The 16233-nt window shown below is 61.8% G+C and carries 12 protein-coding genes; 8 read left to right on the forward strand and 4 right to left on the reverse strand.

All coding sequences use genetic code 11. The features are described from left to right. Positions 1 to 54: 54 nt before the first annotated feature. Positions 55 to 2412: a DNA polymerase II gene (locus tag HX807_RS12620; protein WP_102369591.1), complete on the reverse strand. Its 2358-nt coding sequence runs from the start codon at positions 2410 to 2412 to the stop codon at positions 55 to 57. Between the two features lie 230 nt (positions 2413 to 2642). Here HX807_RS12620 and HX807_RS12625 point away from each other — a divergent pair, with 230 nt between their 5' ends. The 7 genes from HX807_RS12625 to HX807_RS12655 all read left to right on the forward strand — a co-directional run bounded on the left by HX807_RS12625 (position 2643) and on the right by HX807_RS12655 (position 11089). Beyond that, positions 2643 to 4877, forward strand: a complete 2235-nt coding sequence (locus HX807_RS12625) for a TonB-dependent siderophore receptor (protein ID WP_102369592.1) — start codon at positions 2643 to 2645, stop codon at positions 4875 to 4877. Between the two features lie 194 nt (positions 4878 to 5071). Next, positions 5072 to 5953 carry a LysR family transcriptional regulator gene (locus HX807_RS12630; protein WP_177029326.1) on the forward strand — a complete coding sequence of 294 codons (882 nt, stop codon included), beginning with the start codon at positions 5072 to 5074 and terminating at the stop codon, positions 5951 to 5953. Between the two features lie 120 nt (positions 5954 to 6073). Continuing rightward, positions 6074 to 7180 (forward strand): tartrate dehydrogenase, encoded by a 1107-nt coding sequence (locus tag HX807_RS12635; protein ID WP_008434576.1) that lies wholly within the window; start codon positions 6074 to 6076, stop codon positions 7178 to 7180. 2 nt (positions 7181 to 7182) lie between these two features. Beyond that, positions 7183 to 8631 carry an aldehyde dehydrogenase family protein gene (locus HX807_RS12640; protein WP_177050151.1) on the forward strand — a complete coding sequence of 483 codons (1449 nt, stop codon included), beginning with the start codon at positions 7183 to 7185 and terminating at the stop codon, positions 8629 to 8631. Between the two features lie 32 nt (positions 8632 to 8663). After that, positions 8664 to 9422: an SDR family oxidoreductase gene (locus HX807_RS12645; RefSeq protein ID WP_008434578.1), complete on the forward strand. Its 759-nt coding sequence runs from the start codon at positions 8664 to 8666 to the stop codon at positions 9420 to 9422. 27 nt (positions 9423 to 9449) lie between these two features. Further along, positions 9450 to 10421, forward strand: coding sequence for a cyclase family protein (locus HX807_RS12650; RefSeq protein WP_087695324.1), 972 nt, complete (start codon positions 9450 to 9452; stop codon positions 10419 to 10421). A gap of 80 nt (positions 10422 to 10501) precedes the next feature. Continuing rightward, the gene (locus HX807_RS12655) at positions 10502 to 11089 is read left to right on the forward strand and encodes a hypothetical protein (RefSeq protein WP_003208246.1); all 588 of its coding nucleotides are present in this window, start codon (positions 10502 to 10504) and stop codon (positions 11087 to 11089) included. 21 nt (positions 11090 to 11110) lie between these two features. Here the strand turns inward: HX807_RS12655 and HX807_RS12660 are convergent, their stop codons facing one another. The 3 genes from HX807_RS12660 to HX807_RS12670 all read right to left on the reverse strand — a co-directional run bounded on the left by HX807_RS12660 (position 11111) and on the right by HX807_RS12670 (position 15173). Next, positions 11111 to 11578, reverse strand: a complete 468-nt coding sequence (locus HX807_RS12660) for an SRPBCC family protein (protein WP_177050153.1) — start codon at positions 11576 to 11578, stop codon at positions 11111 to 11113. Between the two features lie 91 nt (positions 11579 to 11669). Next, positions 11670 to 13562 carry a penicillin-binding protein 2 gene (mrdA, locus tag HX807_RS12665; RefSeq protein WP_134327049.1) on the reverse strand — a complete coding sequence of 631 codons (1893 nt, stop codon included), beginning with the start codon at positions 13560 to 13562 and terminating at the stop codon, positions 11670 to 11672. A 195-nt stretch (positions 13563 to 13757) separates the two neighbouring features. After that, on the reverse strand, positions 13758 to 15173 hold the full coding sequence (locus HX807_RS12670) for an aldehyde dehydrogenase family protein (protein WP_177050155.1): 1416 nt from the start codon (positions 15171 to 15173) through the stop codon (positions 13758 to 13760). Positions 15174 to 15274: 101 nt separating this feature from the next. Between HX807_RS12670 and HX807_RS12675 the strand changes: the two genes are divergently transcribed. Further along, positions 15275 to 16165, forward strand: coding sequence for a LysR family transcriptional regulator (locus HX807_RS12675; RefSeq protein ID WP_008434591.1), 891 nt, complete (start codon positions 15275 to 15277; stop codon positions 16163 to 16165). Positions 16166 to 16233 lie beyond the last annotated feature (68 nt).

The raw sequence follows: 16233 nt of genomic DNA on the forward strand, positions 1-16233 counted from the left end.
GGTGGTCGTCAGTGGCCAAGATTGCAGGCTCTCGCCACCTCAAGGCAAGCCGTTTCAGAACAAGCCCATCTGGCCGCCCACCAGGGTGCCGAAGTCATCGTTTACAAACGGCAGGATCGCGTCCGCCACCGGTTGCAGTTGCCGGGTGACGTAGTGGTCGTAGTCGATCGGTGCCTGGCGCACTTCCAGCGGCTCGGGGCCGTTGACGCTGATCACGTAGCTGATCCAGCCACCGTTCTGGTACTGGCGCGGGCGACCCTGGCGGTCGTTGTATTCGTCGGCCAGCCGCGCGGCGCGCACGTGGGGCGGTACGTTGCGCTCGTAGTCGCCCAGTTGCCGGCGCAGGCGCTTGCGGTAGATCAGCAGGTCGTCGAGCTCACCGCTCAAGGTGCGACGTACGTAGTCGCGCACATAATCCTGGTGGGGCTGGCGGTGGAAGATGCGCTGGTAGAGTTCCTGCTGAAATTGCCGGGCCAGGGGCGACCAGTCGCTGCGTACGGTTTCCAGGCCCTTGTAGACCATTTCTTCGCTGCCGTCGGCACGGGTGACCAGCCCGGCGTAGCGCTTTTTGCTGCCTTCTTCCGCACCACGAATGGTCGGCATCAGGAAGCGGCTGAAGTGGGTTTCGTATTGCAGTTCCAGGGCGCTTTGCAGGCCGAACTCATTCTGCAGGCGCTCGCGCCACCAGGTGTTGACGTGCTGCACCAGGTCCAGGCCGATGCGCGTCGCGTCTTCCTGGGAATGGGGGCTGCCGAGCCAGACAAAAGTCGAGTCGGTATCGCCGTAGATCACCTCATAACCCCGGGCTTCGACCAGCTCGCGGGTCTGGCGCATGATCTGGTGGCCGCGCAGGGTGATGGACGATGCCAGTCGCGTGTCGAAGAAGCGGCAACCACTGGATCCGAGTACGCCGTAGAAGGCGTTCATGATGATCTTCAGCGCTTGGGACAGCGGCGCGTTGTGTTCGCGCTTGGCCACTTCGCGGCCCTCGGAAACCCGCGCGACAATCGACGGCAGGCAATGCCGGGTGCGGGAAAACCGCGCACCGCGAAAGCCTTCCACCGACTCGCTGTCTTCGGGGTGACGCAGGCCTTCGATCAGGCCCACCGGGTCGATCAGAAAGCTGCGAATGATCGACGGGTAGAGACTTTTGTAGTCAAGCACCAGCACCGACTCGTAGAGGCCCGGGCGCGAATCCATGACAAACCCGCCGGGGCTGGCCTGGGGTGGTTTGTCTCCCAGGTTCGGCGCGACGAAACCCTGGCGGTGCATCAGCGGCATGTACAGGTGCGTGAACGCTGCCACCGAACCGCCGTTGCGGTCTGCCGGCAAGCCGGTGACGCTGGCTCGTTCGAGGAGGAATTTCAGCAGCTCGGTCTTCTCGAAAATCCGCGTGACCAGCTCGCAGTCCTTGAGGTTGTAGCGTGCCAGCGCGGGCTTGTCCTCGGCGAACATGCGGTTGATTTCGTCCATGCGCTGGTACGGCGTGGAGATCGATTTACCTTCGCCGAGCAAGGTCTGGGCGACGTTTTCCAGGCTGAAGGATTCGAAACTCCAGGTGGCCGAGCGCAAGGCTTCGATGCCATCGATGATCAACCGCCCGGCCGCTGCCGCGAAGTAGTGATTGCGGCTGCCGTGCTCGCGCCAGCCCATGGCATCGCCGCCACGGCCCAGCAGCAGCGGCACGTTCAGGCGTTGCGCATGTTCGTGCAGCACGCGCAGGTCGAACTGCACCAGGTTCCAGCCGATGATCGCGTCGGGGTCATGGGTGGCGAGCCACACATTCAGGCGTTCGAGGAGTTCGGCGCGGGTGTCGCAATAGTCGAGCTTGAAGTCCACCGCATCGGTGTTGTTGGGCGGGCCGAGCATGTACACCTGGCGCTCGCCGCAACCTTCCAGGGCGATGGAATACAGGTCGCCCTGGGCGGTGGTCTCGATGTCCAGCGACACCAGCTTGAGGGGCGGGCGATAATCCGGCGCGGGTTTCATCTGCGCCTCCACCAGCATGCCGCCCTCGCCCGCTTTGCCGCCGAACAACACCGGCGCGGTGATGAAGCGCTCCATCATGTAGCGATCGGGCGGGCGCACATCGCCTTCGTAGACGTCGATGCCGGCTCGACGCAGGCGCTTTTCCAGGTCCATCAATTGGCGATGCTGTTGGGTGTAGAGGCCCAGCACCGGGCGATGGTGGAAGTCGCAGAGCGCCAGGTCACGCAACTCGATACCGCGCTCGCCCTTGAGCTGCAGCTCGGCGGGCTTGCGATGGGCTTGCGGGATGAACATCACGGAGGTCTGCACCGGCAAGCGCACGAACCTGGGGCCTTGATCGGTAGCCAGCCAAAAGCTGACCTCCGTGCCCGCCGGGGTGTCGCGCCAATGCCGGGTCAGGACAAACCCCTGCTGTAAATCCACCTTGCCACACCTCAAGAATCACTTTCAGGGCGTGATTCTACTCGGCCTGTGCCACGGCGCGGCGATTTAACCGAAATGGCCTACGTATACGGAGAGAGTAATCTCACAAACTTGTTGCAGAACATTAATGACAATTACTATCATTCGCACCGGAGTCGTATCCGCGCAGCGAGGACGCGCAACGTTGTTGCCCTTTTCCTCACATTGACGGTTCGCCGTCAGGATCGACCATGCCCACTTCCACCCGTTTGGCTGTGCCGTTTCGCCCTACCCTGCTCGCCCTTTGCTGCTCCCTGAGCCTCGCCGCTCACGCCGCCACTCCAGAAACCCCGCAGGATGCGAACAACAGTCAGGACGGCAAGGCTCTGGAACTGGGCGCTACCACCATCAGCGCCGACGCGGCCACGCCCAACGCCCTGCCCCCGGTGTACGCCGGCGGCCAGGTCGCCCGCGGCGGGCAACTGGGGGTGCTGGGCAACCAGGACATCATGGACGTGCCCTTCAGCATGTCTTCCTACACCGAAAAATTGATCCGTGACCAGCAGGCCGAGAACGTCGGCGATGTGCTGCTCAACGATTCGTCCGTGCGCCAGGCGTCGGGGTACGCGAACCAGGCCCAGGCCTTTGTGATCCGTGGCCTGCCGCTGAACGGCGATGACATTTCGTTCAACGGTCTGTACGGCATCCTGCCGCGCCAGATCATGTCCACCGACGCCCTGGAGCGGGTTGAAGTGTTCAAGGGCCCCAACGCCTTTATCAATGGCGTGACGCCCGGCGGTTCCGGGATTGGCGGCGGTGTGAACCTGCAACCCAAGCGCGCCGATGATGTGCCGTTGCGGCGTTTCAGCACCGACATCAGCAGCGATGGCCGGGTCGGCGAGCACCTGGATATCGGGCAACGTTTTGGCGAGGACAATCGTTTTGGCGCACGGGTGAATATTTCCCAGCGCGAAGGCGACACCGGGATCGATGACGAGAGCCAGCGTTCGAAGCTGTTTGCGGTTGGCCTGGACTATCGCGGTGATGCGCTGCGTTTGTCGGGAGACTTTGTCTACTCGAAACAGCAGATCAATGGCGGGCGCAACACCGTGTTGCTCGGCCAGAACCTGACCCATATCCCCAACGCGCCTTCGGCCGACACCAACTACGCGCCGAGCTGGGGCACCAGCAGCCTGGAAGACACTTTCGGCATGTTGCGCGCCGAGTACGACCTGAATGACAACTGGACCGCCTACATCGCGGGCGGCGCCAAGCACACCAACGAGATTGGCCGTTACTCCTCGGTCACGTTGAATGACACCCTGGGCAATGCCACCGTCAGCGGCTCGCGCATCGCCCACCAGGAAGACAACACCAGCCTGATGGCGGGCTTGAATGGCAAGTTCCAGACCGGCGCTGTCAGCCACAAACTGAACTTCGGGTTGACCGGGATCTGGGCCCAGACGCGCAACGCCTATGACTTCGACCTCAACGGCCACGCCAGCAATATCTATAACCCGGTGGACGTTGCCGAACCGGTCAAGGGCAGTTTCGTCGGCGGCGACCTGAACGATCCGGGCATCACCGCCAAGACCTTCGCCCGCAGTGCAGCGGTCTCGGACACCCTGGGCTTTATGGATGATCGCTTGCTGGTGACCGCCGGGTTGCGCCGCCAGGAACTGGTGGTCCAAGGGTATGCCTACGGGTCGGGCCCACGTAACGCCAATTACGACAAGTCGATCACCACACCGGTGTACGGCTTGGTGTTCAAGCCGTGGGACCACGTGTCGTTCTATGCCAACCATATCGAAGGCTTGGCCCAGGGCCCGACCGCACCTCAGAACGCCGGCACCGCGCCCATCACCAATGCCGGCCAGGCCTATGCCCCGGCGCGCTCGAAACAGACCGAAGCCGGGGTCAAGCTCGACATGGGTACCTATGGCGCAACCCTGGGTGTGTATCGCATCGAGCAACCAACTGACGGTTACTCACAACTCAGCGCCGACGGCTTGAGCGCCACCTATGTTCGCCAGGGCGAGCAAGTCAACAAAGGCGTTGAGCTCAACGTGTTCGGTGAACCGATCGCCGGCCTGCGCCTGCTGGGCGGCGCAACCATCATCCACACCGAAGTCCACGGCACCCAGAACGGCGCCAACGACGGCAACCGCGCCATCGGCGTACCGACCTTCCAACTGAATGCCGGCGTGGACTGGGATGTTCCAGGCCTGCAAGGCGTGACAGTCAACGGACGGATGCTGCGCACCGGCGGCCAATATGCCGACGCGGCCAACAACCTCAGCCTGCCCGCCTGGAACCGCTTCGACGTGGGCGCCCGCTACACCTTCAAGGTGGACCAGCGAGACGTCACCCTCGGCGCCACTGTGGAGAACGTCGCCAATACCAAGTACTGGGAATCGGCACTCGGCGGCTACCTGACCCAAGGTGACCCGCGCGTGGCCAAGCTGTCGGCCAGTATCGACTTCTAACCCCTGTCAATGTGGGCGCTGGCTTGCCTGCGATGCAGGCACCTCGGTGTGTCAGATGCACCTCGGTGATGCTATCGCAGGCAAGCCAGCTCCTACAGAAAGCAGATCTGCTTTCACCCAGGTTGTTTGCCGGACATTGGACAGCCGAACGCCAACTGCGTAGTTTCCCAACCACTGCGCACAAGGACCCCGGCATGTCCCCCGACCTCACTTCCATCGAGCTGTTCCTCAAGGCAGTCAAGCTGGGCAACCTGTCCCGGGCGGCCGAGCAATCCCATCTCTCCCTCTCTGCCGCCAGCCGACGCCTGTCGCTGCTGGAGCAGCACTTCAAGGTCGCCCTGCTGACCCGCACCTCCACCGGCGTTTCACCGACGGCAGCCGGGGAAGTATTGGCCCAGCATGCACAATCGATCCTGCGGGCCGTGGACGGCATGCACGCCGATCTCGCCGATTACGCCAAGGGCGCCACCGGCCGGGTTTGCCTGTACGCCAACAGTTCGGCGATGAGCCAGGAACTGCCGCGCCAACTGACCCAGTGGAACACCTTGCACCCGGGCATCCGCCTGGATATTCGCGAGGAGCGCAGCCGGGAGATCCTCCAGGCCGTGCGCGAGGGCGTGGCGGATGTCGGTATCGTCACCACCCGCCCCAGCGAAGAGCTGCGGTTCGAGCCCTACTGCCAGGACCGCCTGTGCCTGATCGTGCCCCATGATCATCCGTTGAAAATGCGCCATGCGCGCTTCGAGGATTTGCTCGGCTATGACTTCGTCGGGCTGGAGGACAACGCCGCCATCACGCCGCTGATTACCGAAGCCGCCGCTGCGATTGGCATGCCGTTGCGGTTGCGGATGCAGGTGCGCAGTTTCGAAGCAGTGTGCCGCTTGATCGCCGCCGGCCAGGGTGTGGGCGTGTTGCCACAGGGTGCAGTGCAGATCTTCCGCAAGGAGATGGCCTTGCGCTTTATCGAAATCGACGACAGCTGGGCCGACCGGCAGATGTACCTGTGCATGCGCAAGGAACAGCCGTCGCTGACGAGCCTGGCACTGTTCGACTACTTGAGTGCCAACCCTGCGTAAACCTTTGGCCTTCGAATTTTGCGAAGGCCGATTCCACAATTAGCAATTCCACTGTTGTCACAGCTGTGCCAAGAATGCCCCCGCCAGACCTTCCTATAAAAACAAGACAGGAGACACGGCGTGTCCCAATCCCACACCCGCCCCACCCACCGCATCGCCGTGATTCCCGGCGACGGCATCGGCCGCGAAGTGGTGCCCGAAGGCCTGCGGGTACTGGACGCTGTCAGCCGGCGCTTCGGTATTCACTTTCACTTCGACCACTTTGCCTGGTGCAGCGAACACTACCTGGCCCACGGCACGATGATGCCCGACGACTGGGCCGAACAGATCGGCAGCCATGACGCGATCTTCTTCGGCGCGGTGGGTGCGCCCGACATCATTGCCGACCACACTGCGGTGTGGGAGTCGCTGCTGAAGATCCGCCGCCAGTTCGATCAATACGTGAATATCCGCCCGGTGCGCCTGATGCCCGGCGTGCCCTGCCCGCTGGCCGGCCGCGTGCCGGGGGACATCGACTTTATCGTGGTGCGGGAAAATACCGAGGGCGAATACTCCAGCGTTGGCGGCCGCATGTGGGAAGGCACGGCGCGGGAAATCGCAGTGCAGGAGTCGATCTTCTCCCGCGAAGGCGTGGACCGCGTGGTGGACTACGCCTTCAAACTGGCGCAACAGCGGCCGCGGAAAAACCTGGTGGCGGCGACCAAATCCAATGGTATCTCGATCACCATGCCGTTCTGGGACGAGCGGGTTAACGAAATTGCCCGGCGCTACCCGGACGTGAAGACCGCCAAGTTCCACATCGACATTCTGTGCGCGCACTTCGTGCAGCATCCCGACTGGTTCGATGTGGTGGTGGCCTCCAACCTGTTCGGCGACATCCTTTCCGACCTCGGCCCGGCGTGCACCGGCACCATCGGCATCGCGCCGTCGGCCAACCTCAATCCCGAGCGGCGCTACCCGTCGCTGTTCGAGCCGGTGCACGGTTCCGCGCCGGATATTGCCGGGCTCGGTGTCGCCAATCCCATCGGGCAGATCTGGTCGGCCGCGCTGATGATCGAGCACCTGAGCGACGGTGATCCGCTTTACCAGGAAGCGGCGGCAGCCATCGTGTCCGCCATCGAAACGGTGCTTGCCGAAGGCCCGCGCACCCGGGAAATGGGCGGCAGCGCCAGCACTGTCGAAGTGGGTCGCGCCATCGCCGAATGCGTCGCCGGGAACAGGAGCTGAACATGACCAACGCACATTACATCGCCAACCAATGGCTGGCGTCGACCTCGCTGGAAGACATTCCGGTGATCGACCCCAGCACCGGCGATACCTATTCGAGCATCGCCCGTGGCACGGCCGCCGATATCGAGGCGGCGATCAGCGCGGCGCGCCTGGCACTCGGCGAAACCTTCGACGGCCCGTGGGGCCGGTTGTCGGCCGTGGAGCGCAGCCGTTTGCTGGCCAAGCTTGGCGTGGCAGTGCTGGAACATCATGAAGAGCTGGCGCAGATCGAGGCGCGGGACACCGGCAAGGCGCTGAAAGTCGCCCGCGCCGATGCCACCGCCCTTGCCCGCTATTTCGAATACTACGCGGGTGCCGCCGACAAACTGCACGGCGAAACCCTGCCGTACCAGGCCGGCTACACGGTGTTGACGGTGCGCGAACCCCACGGGGTGACCGGGCATATCATCCCGTGGAATTACCCGATGCAGATTTTCGGGCGCAGCGTCGGCGCCTCGTTGGCGGCGGGCAATGTGTGCGTGGTCAAGCCAGCGGAAGATGCCAGCCTGTCGTTGCTGCGCCTGGCGGAAATCGCTGCCGAGGTTGGTTTTCCAGCCGGCGCGATCAACGTAGTCACCGGTTACGGCTACGAAGCCGGCGCGGCGTTGTGTGCACACCCGGGCATCGATCACATTTCGTTCACCGGCTCCACCGCCACCGGTACTGCCGTGTCGAAAGCCGCTGCCGAACGCCACTGCCCGGTCACCCTGGAGTTGGGCGGCAAGTCGCCGCAACTGGTGTTCGCCGATGCCGACCTGGATGAAGCGTTGCCGGTGCTGGTCAACGCCATCATTCAGAACTGCGGGCAAACCTGCTCCGCCGGCAGCCGTTTGCTGGTGGAACGCAGCATTTACGAAACCCTGCTCGCACGCCTCAGCCAACGTTTCAGCGAACTGCGCGCCGGGCCTTCGGCGCTGGACCTGGACATGGGCCCGCTGATCAATCAGAAGCAGCTACGCCTGGTGCGCGAGTTTATTCGTCAAGCCGAACGGGAAGGGATCACCGTCGCCGCGCGCGGAACGGTGGTGGCCGAGGCCGGCAGCGGCGGGTATTTCCAGGAGGCGGTGCTGTTTCGCGATGTGCCGCCTGACAGTCGCCTGGCGCAACAGGAAGTGTTCGGCCCGGTGCTGGCCGTGATGCCCTTCGATGATGAAGCCGAAGCGATTCGCCTGGCCAACGGCACCGAGTTCGGCCTGGTGGCCGGCGTGTGGACCCGCGATGGCGCGCGGCAAATGCGCCTGGCGCGCACCCTGCGTTGTGGCCAGGTGTTCATCAATAACTATGGCGCCGGTGGCGGCGTTGAATTGCCATTCGGCGGCGTGAAGGCCAGCGGGTATGGACGGGAAAAAGGCTTCGAGGCGCTGCTGGGCTTTACCACCTTGAAGACCATTGCGATCAAACACGGTTGATTCCTCACAACAACAAGAACGGAGAACACACCATGCGTTTAGCCAATAAAGTCGCGATCGTCACCGGCGCCGGTTCGGGGTTTGGCGAGGGCATCGCCAAGACTTTCGCGCGCCAGGGCGCCAAGGTCATCGTCGCCGACATGAACGCCGTCGGCGGTCAGCGGGTGGTCAATGAAATCGCCGAAAGCGGCGGCCATGCGCATTTCATCGAGGTCAACGTGGCCAACGATGAAAGCATGGGCGCCCTGCTGCGTGGCACTTTGGAGCAGTTCGGCGGCCTCGATATCGTCATCAACAACGCCGGTACCACCCACCGCAACCGGCCGATGCTGGAAGTCGACGAAGCCGAGTTCGACCGGGTGTTTGCGGTCAACGTCAAAAGCATCTTCTTGAGCGCCAAGCATTTTGTGCCGCATTTTCGCGGCCAGGGCGGCGGCGTGTTCGTCAATATTGCCTCGACGGCGGCGATCCGCCCGCGTCCGGGACTGGTCTGGTATAACGGCAGCAAGGGCGCAGTGGTGGTCATGAGCAAGACCATGGCGGCGGAGCTGGGGCCGGACAATATCCGCGTCAACTGCGTGAACCCGGTAGTGGGTGCCACGGCGTTGCTCAGCGAATTCATGGGCGTGCCGGACACCCCGGAAAACCGCCAGAAATTCATGGCGACCATTCCCCTGGGGCGCTTTTCCACCCCGCAAGATGTGGCCAACGCCTGCCTGTACCTGGCGTCGGACGAAGCGGCGTTCATCACCGGCACTTGCCTTGAAGTCGATGGCGGGCGCTGCGTGTAACTCACTCTCACAGGGACCGGAATTGCTATGTGTGATCTTCATAATAAGAACGAGCCGAACACCCGCGAATTGCTTGAAGGCCTGCCAAAGAACTGGGGTAAATGGGGCCCGGACGACGAAGTCGGCGCCCTCAATTACCTGACTGAAGCCGAAGTACTGCGGGGCGTGGCCTCGGTGCGCCAGGGCAAGACCTTTACCCTGCAAGTGCAGATCGGCCACCCCGACGGCGACCCGATGTGGCCGGCGCGCAACCCGTCGATGCGCTTCAACACCCTCGACCACAGCCATTACCACTTCGGCAAACAGCCGCACATGACCGGTGGTGCGGCGTATTCCGATGACGTGATCTTCATGCAGCTGCAAGGCTCGACCCAGTACGACGCCCTCGGCCACGCCTGGTACGACAATCAACTGTGGAACGGCTACGACGCCCAGACCACCGTTGGCGGCATGGCCAAGGCCAGCGTGCTGGCGATTGCCGAACGCGGCGTGGTGGGCCGTGCGGTGCTGATCGACATGGCCCGCCATCGCGGCAAGAAGTGCCTGGGCCGGGGCGAAACCTTCAACCACCTGGACCTGCTCGACGCCGCCAAAGCCCAGGGCGTGACCATTGAAAAACGTGACATCCTGATCATCCGCACCGGGTCCATGGGGGCGTTTTATGAGCTGGGCAAGACCGAGTTCTTCAAGGACCTGATGGAGCCGGGGCTGACCTACAGCCGGGAGCTTGTGGAGTGGTTCCACGAGATGGAAATCCCCAACCTGGTGACCGACACCATCGCCAACGAAGTGATCACCGACCCGGTGTCCGGGGTGCAGATTCCGCTGCATTGCGCGCTGATGCGCAACCTGGGGATCGCCTTCACCGAAATCGTGTTGCTGGAGGAACTGGCCGCCGATTGTGCGGACGACGGCCAGTGGAAATTCCTCTACACCGCCGCCCCGCTGAAGATTGTCGGGGGCAGTGGCGCACCGGTGAATCCGGTGGTGATCAAGTAGCCGTTCCGTCTCAGTGGCGAATTTGCGAATCGCGAACGCGCCACTAGACTCAAGGCTCCTCTCACATGGAAGTCCACTCAATGAATGTATTGCGCCCTCTTCGCCAGGCAATTGCCCTGGCAACCCTGCTGTCTGCTGGTGCCCTGACGGCACATGCTGCCGATATCCCGCTGTCCAAGTCGCTGGAAGCCGATGAGGTGACCACCAAGGTGCTGGAGGTGGATGCCGCCAACCATCAGGTGGTGCTCGAAGGTGCCGAAGGCCGCAAGGTGCATGTGCAGCTCAGCGACCAGGCCAAGGACCTGGGCAATCTCAAGGTAGGTGATCAGGTCAAGGTGCTGGTGACCCATTCGGTCGCCGCCGTGCTGGACACCGACATCGACAAGAGCGCACCGGACGCCACCGAGAAGACTGGCGTCTTGCGCGCCACCGCGGATAACCCGAACCCGGGCGGTGCGGCCTTCCGCCAGGTACAGGTGCAGTTGAAGATCACCCACATTGACCTGGCGAAAAACCAGGTAACCCTGGAAAACCCGGCGGGCCAGAGCAAAGTGCTGACCGTGGAGAAACCGGAAATTCGCGCCGGCCTCAAAGACCTCAAGGTCGGCCAAAGCGTGTTGGTGACCTACACCGATACCCTGGAAATCAGCACCGCCCACGAAGGCTGATGAATGCGGCGCCCCATCAGCTCACGGCTGATGGGATTTCGCCAGATAGTCTTCGATGTTGTTCATCTGATCATCCCAGCCTCGGGAGTTCTTCTTGTAGGCCTTCTGGCGGCGAACGTCCGGGATCCCGTCAAAACCTGACTCCACCACCCGCAACAAGATGCCTTCGGCGTGATCCTCGAGGGTGAACTCCACCAGCGTTGGGGTTTCCGCGTCGTAATCCACATCCTTGTCTACGGCGTAGGGATGCCAGCTGAAAGAGAACCGTGTCTGTGGTTCAAGCCGCTCGATCCTTGCCTTCCACACCACGTGCTCGTAACCGGGATAGGTGATCGGGGCTTCAATGGCCCGGCCCTGGGCAAACTGTTTGCCCTTGAGGGCGATGCCAAACCAGCTGCCGAATTGCTCGGCGTCGGTCAGTGCTTCCCAGACCCGTTGGCGTGGAGCGTTGAGCAGGACTTTACGTCTGATTTCATTTGATTCGTGCATGAGACACCTCCTGTATTGACAGTAGGCGACATCGACCAATGCGCAACCTTTGAAAAGGGATAGGGCATGACGGTGTCATGCCCTTGTGGCGTCAAACGTGGGGATCACCCGGTGCCTTGCTGGGGGTCGCGTATTGCGGCTTCAAGTGGCCTTCCTGATCGAGCAGCCAGGCGTCCATGATCTGGCGCACCACCGGCCCCGCCACTCGGCCACCAGCCTCGCCGTTTTCGATCATCACCGAAATCACGATCCGCGGGTGCTCCGCCGGGGCAAAGCCGACGAACAAGGCGTTGTCGCGGTTGCGCTCCAGGGTCTTGAGACGGTTGTAACGCTCGCCCTGCTTGATCGCCACTACCTGCGCAGTACCAGACTTGCCAGCAATCCGGTACTGCGCACCGGCTGCAGCCGCCCGGGCGATACCGCGTGGATCGTGCATTACCAATTGCATGCCGTGGTTGACCTGCTCCCAGTCGCGCGGGTCTTTGAGCACCACGTTGGGCATCGGGTTTTCATCCACCGGCGGCACGCCATTGATGGTCTTGGCCAGGTGCGGTCGGTTCCACACGCCCTTGTTGGCGATCAGCGCAGTGGCCTGGGCCAGCTGCAACGGGGTGACCTGCATGTAACCCTGGCCGATGCCGAGGATCACGGTTTCACCCGGGAACCACGGCTGGCGCCGGGTAGCGCGCTTCCAGGCTTGGGACGGCATCAGGCCGGCTGACTCCTCGAACATGTCGAGGGAGACTTTCTGGCCAAGGCCGAACTCGGCCAGGTAGTCGTGCAGGCGGTCGATACCCAGCTTGTGGGCCAGGTCGTAGAAGTAGGTGTCGTTGGAGCGCATGATCGCTGCGTCCATGTCCACCCAACCATCGCCGCTGTGGTTCCAGTTGCGGTATTTGTGGTCGAAATCCGGGAGTTGGTAATAGCCCGGGTCGAACACCCGGGTCTGGGCGGTAACCACGCCGCTGTCGAGGCCAGCGATGGCGACTTCCGGCTTGATCGTCGAACCCGGCGCGTAGAGCCCGCGCAGCACGCGGTTGAACAGCGGACGGTCGAGGGAGTCGTGCAGCGCGGCGTATTCCTTGAAGCTGATGCCGGTGACAAACAGGTTCGGGTCGAAACTTGGCTTGCTGACCATCGCCAGCACTTCGCCGGTTGCCGGGTCGAGAGCAACCACCGAACCACGGCGGTCGCCGAGGGCTTCTTCGGCGGCTTCCTGGAGTTTGACGTCCAGGCTCAGCACGATGTTTTTGCCGGGGATCGGGTCGGTGTGCTTGAGCACCCGCAGGACGCGGCCCTGGGCGTTGGTTTCAACTTCTTCATAGCCGACGTGGCCATGCAACTCGGACTCGTAGAAACGCTCGATCCCGGTTTTACCAATGGACTGGGTGCCCCGGTACTCCACTGAGTCGAGGGCTTTGGATTCTTTTTCGTTGATCCGGCCTACGTAGCCAATGGAGTGGGCAAAGTGCGCACCCAGCGGATAATGGCGGACGAATTGCGGCTCGACATCCACGCCCGGCAGGCGGAATTCGTTGACGGCCAGCACGGCGATCTGCTCTTCGGTCAGCTCGTAGAACAGGGTGACGGGCACGAAGGGATGACGGGCTTGCTTGAGCGCCTTATCAAATACGCCACGGTCCTCGGCGGGCAAATGCAGGAGGCTGACGATAGCGTCCAGCTCTCCTTTGAGATCGGTGGTGCGCTCGCGGGTGATGGTCAGGTTGTAGCTGGGACGGTTGTCGGCAAGTACTACGCCGTTGCGGTCATAGATCAGGCCGCGGGTCGGTGTGATCGGCAGGACGTGGACGCGATTGTTTTCGGAAATGGTGGAGTGGTAGTCGTACTGCACCACCTGCAGGAAGTACATCCGACCTACCAGGGCGCAGGTAATGCCGATTACCAGCAGCGCGCAGGCCAGCAGCCGCTTGTTGACCAGGCGGTTTTCTTTTTCGTGATCCTTGATCGGTATTGGTTCAGGCATTTCTACAGCATCTCGTTGAATAAGGTCGACGCCGCTTCCTGCGGAGGAAAAATCAGTCCTTGTGAAAATGTGCTGCACCATACCAAAAATGCAGAAACACTTTGCATCGATTTCCCTGAACGGTGTGCTAATGGAGCCTGTTCATGCACTTTGGTTTGAGCCGTTGACCTTATTCATGCGTTTTTATGCTGACGATCAGCTCAGGATCGACTTGGGCTCCAGGAAGGCTTCGAGGCCGAATGTGCCGTACTCGCGGCCGATACCCGATTGCTTGAAGCCACCAAACGGCGCTAGAGGTTCATGGGCCAGGGTATTGATCAGCACTCGGCCAGCGTCTATACGGCTGGCCAGCCTGCGGGCGCGTTCGGGATTTGAAGACAGGATGTATGCCTGGAGGCCGTAGGGTGTGTCGTTGGCGATGGTCAGGGCCTCTTCCTCGGTTGCGTAGGTAATGATCGAGAGCACTGGGCCGAAAATCTCCTCGCGGGCGATGGCCATTTGGTTGGTCACCCGGCTGAATACGGTTGGTTTTACGAACCACCCGGCTTTGATGCCCTCAGGCAAACCGCGACCTCCTGCCAATAGGTGGGCGCCCTCCTCGATCCCGATCTGAATGTAGCGCTGTACGCGCTCCCACTGTTTTTGGCTGACCATGGGGCCGACCGCAGTGGCTGGGTCACGAGGGTCGCCGGCTTGCACGTTGCCCACCTCGTCGATCATCAGCGCTTCGATTTCTTCCAAACGACTTTCGGGTACCAGGATTCGAGTGCCGGCGATACAGGCCTGGCCGCTGTTCATGAAACCGGCCTGAAGGGCCATGGGCACGGCCGTCTTGAGGTCCGCATCATCGAGAATCAGCACCGGTGATTTGCCGCCCAGCTCTAGGGTCACGCGCTTCAGGGTCTCGGCGCCGGTCCGCAGGATTGTTTTGCCGACAGCGGTTGAACCGGTGAAGGACACTTTTGCGATGTCGGGATGGGCGCTCAACACGGCGCCTACGGTTTCGCCACGGCCAGTGACGATGTTGAATACACCAGGAGGCAAGCCTGCGTCATGCAGGGCGCGGGTGACTAGCGAGGTCTGGATTGCGCTCATTTCACTGGGTTTGATCACGGCGGTACAGCCGGCGGCCAACGCCGCAGCGAGCTTGCCGCAGATAAAACCGGCGTTGCTGTTCCAGGGTGTGATCAAGCCGGCCACACCCAGCGGCTGCATGACCACCTCGGCGATGCCAATGCGTCGGGAGAAGTTGTAGCTCTCCAGTACTGAAGCGGCATCTTGCAGGACGCTGGCTGCATGCTTGGCCATCCACCGCGCACGGGATATTGGGGCGCCGTACTCCTCGATAATCGCGTCGGTAAGTGCGTCCTCAATGGATTCAACTGCGGCGTGAAGGCGTTTGAGATAGTCGATGCGCACATCTTTAGAGCTGTGGGAGAACGCGGTAAAAGCTCCCTTGGCGGCAGCGATGGCATCCAGGGCGTCTTGTTCATTTGCCAATCGAACCTGGCCGATACGCTGGCCTGTTGCAGGGTTGAACAGCTCAAAAAGATCTTCGCCATAGGGCGTCACAAAGGCGCCGTTGATGTAAATCTGGTTGATGTATTGCATAGGTCCTCCGGGACGCTGAGCTAGTGCGTCCTACGGTAAGTCACTATGATTAAGCTGATAAGCCGTACAAATCGGCATGAGTTGATGAGCGATTCAGGACAATGAATACATCCGGGTTGAATGAGTTGGAAGCGGTGCTGGCAGTGGCTCGGCATCGCAGTTTTCGTGCAGCGGCGACCGAGTTGAATGTGTCGACATCGGCGTTGAGCCACTCTATCGCGGGGCTTGAAGCGCGGATGGGGGTGAGGCTGTTCAATCGCACCACGCGCAGCGTGTCGTTATCTGAAGTGGGCGCGGAGTTTGTCGAAACCATTACCCCTGCACTGTTGAGCATTCGCACGGCCTTGGAACAGGCAGGAAATCGCAGCGCGGAACCCAGCGGTACCTTGCGCCTGAATACCTCGGCGGGGGCGGCAAAGCAGGTGATGCCGTTGCTGCTGGAGTATCTGCGACGTTATCCACGGATGAAATTGGATATCGTCACTGAGGGGCGGCTGGTGGATATCGTCGCGCAGGGGTTTGATGCGGGGATTCGGCTCGGGGGTACGGTTCCTCAAGACATGATCGCAGTCGATATCAGTCCGGCCCAGCGTTTTTCGGTATTGGGCAGCCCGGACTATTTTGCTCTCAACCCAGTTCCCGTCAGCCCCATGGATCTGCGGGCCCATCAGTGTATTCGCAGCCGGATGCCCAGCGGGGCGATCTATCATTGGGAGTTTGAGCGACATGGCGAAGCGCTTGCTGTCGAGGTGCAAGGGGTTTTGACCCTGGATAATCCGACTCTGATGCTTGAGGCTGCCAGGGCGGGACTAGGCTTGACCTATCTTACGGAATGGAATGCCGCTGCCGATTTAGCGAACGGGACGTTAGTGCGCGTACTAGAGGAATGGACGCCGTCTTTTGACTGCTTGCGCCTCTATTACCCAGGTAGGCGCCATGTGCCGGCCGGGTTAAGGGCACTGATTGAGTTGATCAGGGAGCGAGGCTTTTAACCAGGCTGGATCTTTTTTACGGCCAACAGCTCTCTCCCCGTTTTCAGACCGCCCAAAACAAAACCCCT

This window comes from Pseudomonas sp. D8002 (assembly GCF_013385695.1).
GTDB lineage: Bacteria > Pseudomonadota > Gammaproteobacteria > Pseudomonadales > Pseudomonadaceae > Aquipseudomonas.

Bases quoted from the DNA above. Each gene is read 5' to 3' on its own strand.
- HX807_RS12625 (WP_102369592.1), top strand. From the start codon at position 2,643: ATGCCCACTTCCACCCGTTTGGCTGTGCCGTTTCGCCCTACCCTGCTC.
- HX807_RS12630 (WP_177029326.1), top strand. From the start codon at position 5,072: ATGTCCCCCGACCTCACTTCCATCGAGCTGTTCCTCAAGGCAGTCAAG.
- HX807_RS12640 (WP_177050151.1), top strand. From the start codon at position 7,183: ATGACCAACGCACATTACATCGCCAACCAATGGCTGGCGTCGACCTCG.
- HX807_RS12645 (WP_008434578.1), top strand. From the start codon at position 8,664: ATGCGTTTAGCCAATAAAGTCGCGATCGTCACCGGCGCCGGTTCGGGG.
- HX807_RS12650 (WP_087695324.1), top strand. From the start codon at position 9,450: ATGTGTGATCTTCATAATAAGAACGAGCCGAACACCCGCGAATTGCTT.
- HX807_RS12655 (WP_003208246.1), top strand. From the start codon at position 10,502: ATGAATGTATTGCGCCCTCTTCGCCAGGCAATTGCCCTGGCAACCCTG.
- HX807_RS12660 (WP_177050153.1), bottom strand. From the start codon at position 11,578: ATGCACGAATCAAATGAAATCAGACGTAAAGTCCTGCTCAACGCTCCA.
- mrdA (WP_134327049.1), bottom strand. From the start codon at position 13,562: ATGCCTGAACCAATACCGATCAAGGATCACGAAAAAGAAAACCGCCTG.
- HX807_RS12670 (WP_177050155.1), bottom strand. From the start codon at position 15,173: ATGCAATACATCAACCAGATTTACATCAACGGCGCCTTTGTGACGCCC.
- HX807_RS12675 (WP_008434591.1), top strand. From the start codon at position 15,275: ATGAATACATCCGGGTTGAATGAGTTGGAAGCGGTGCTGGCAGTGGCT.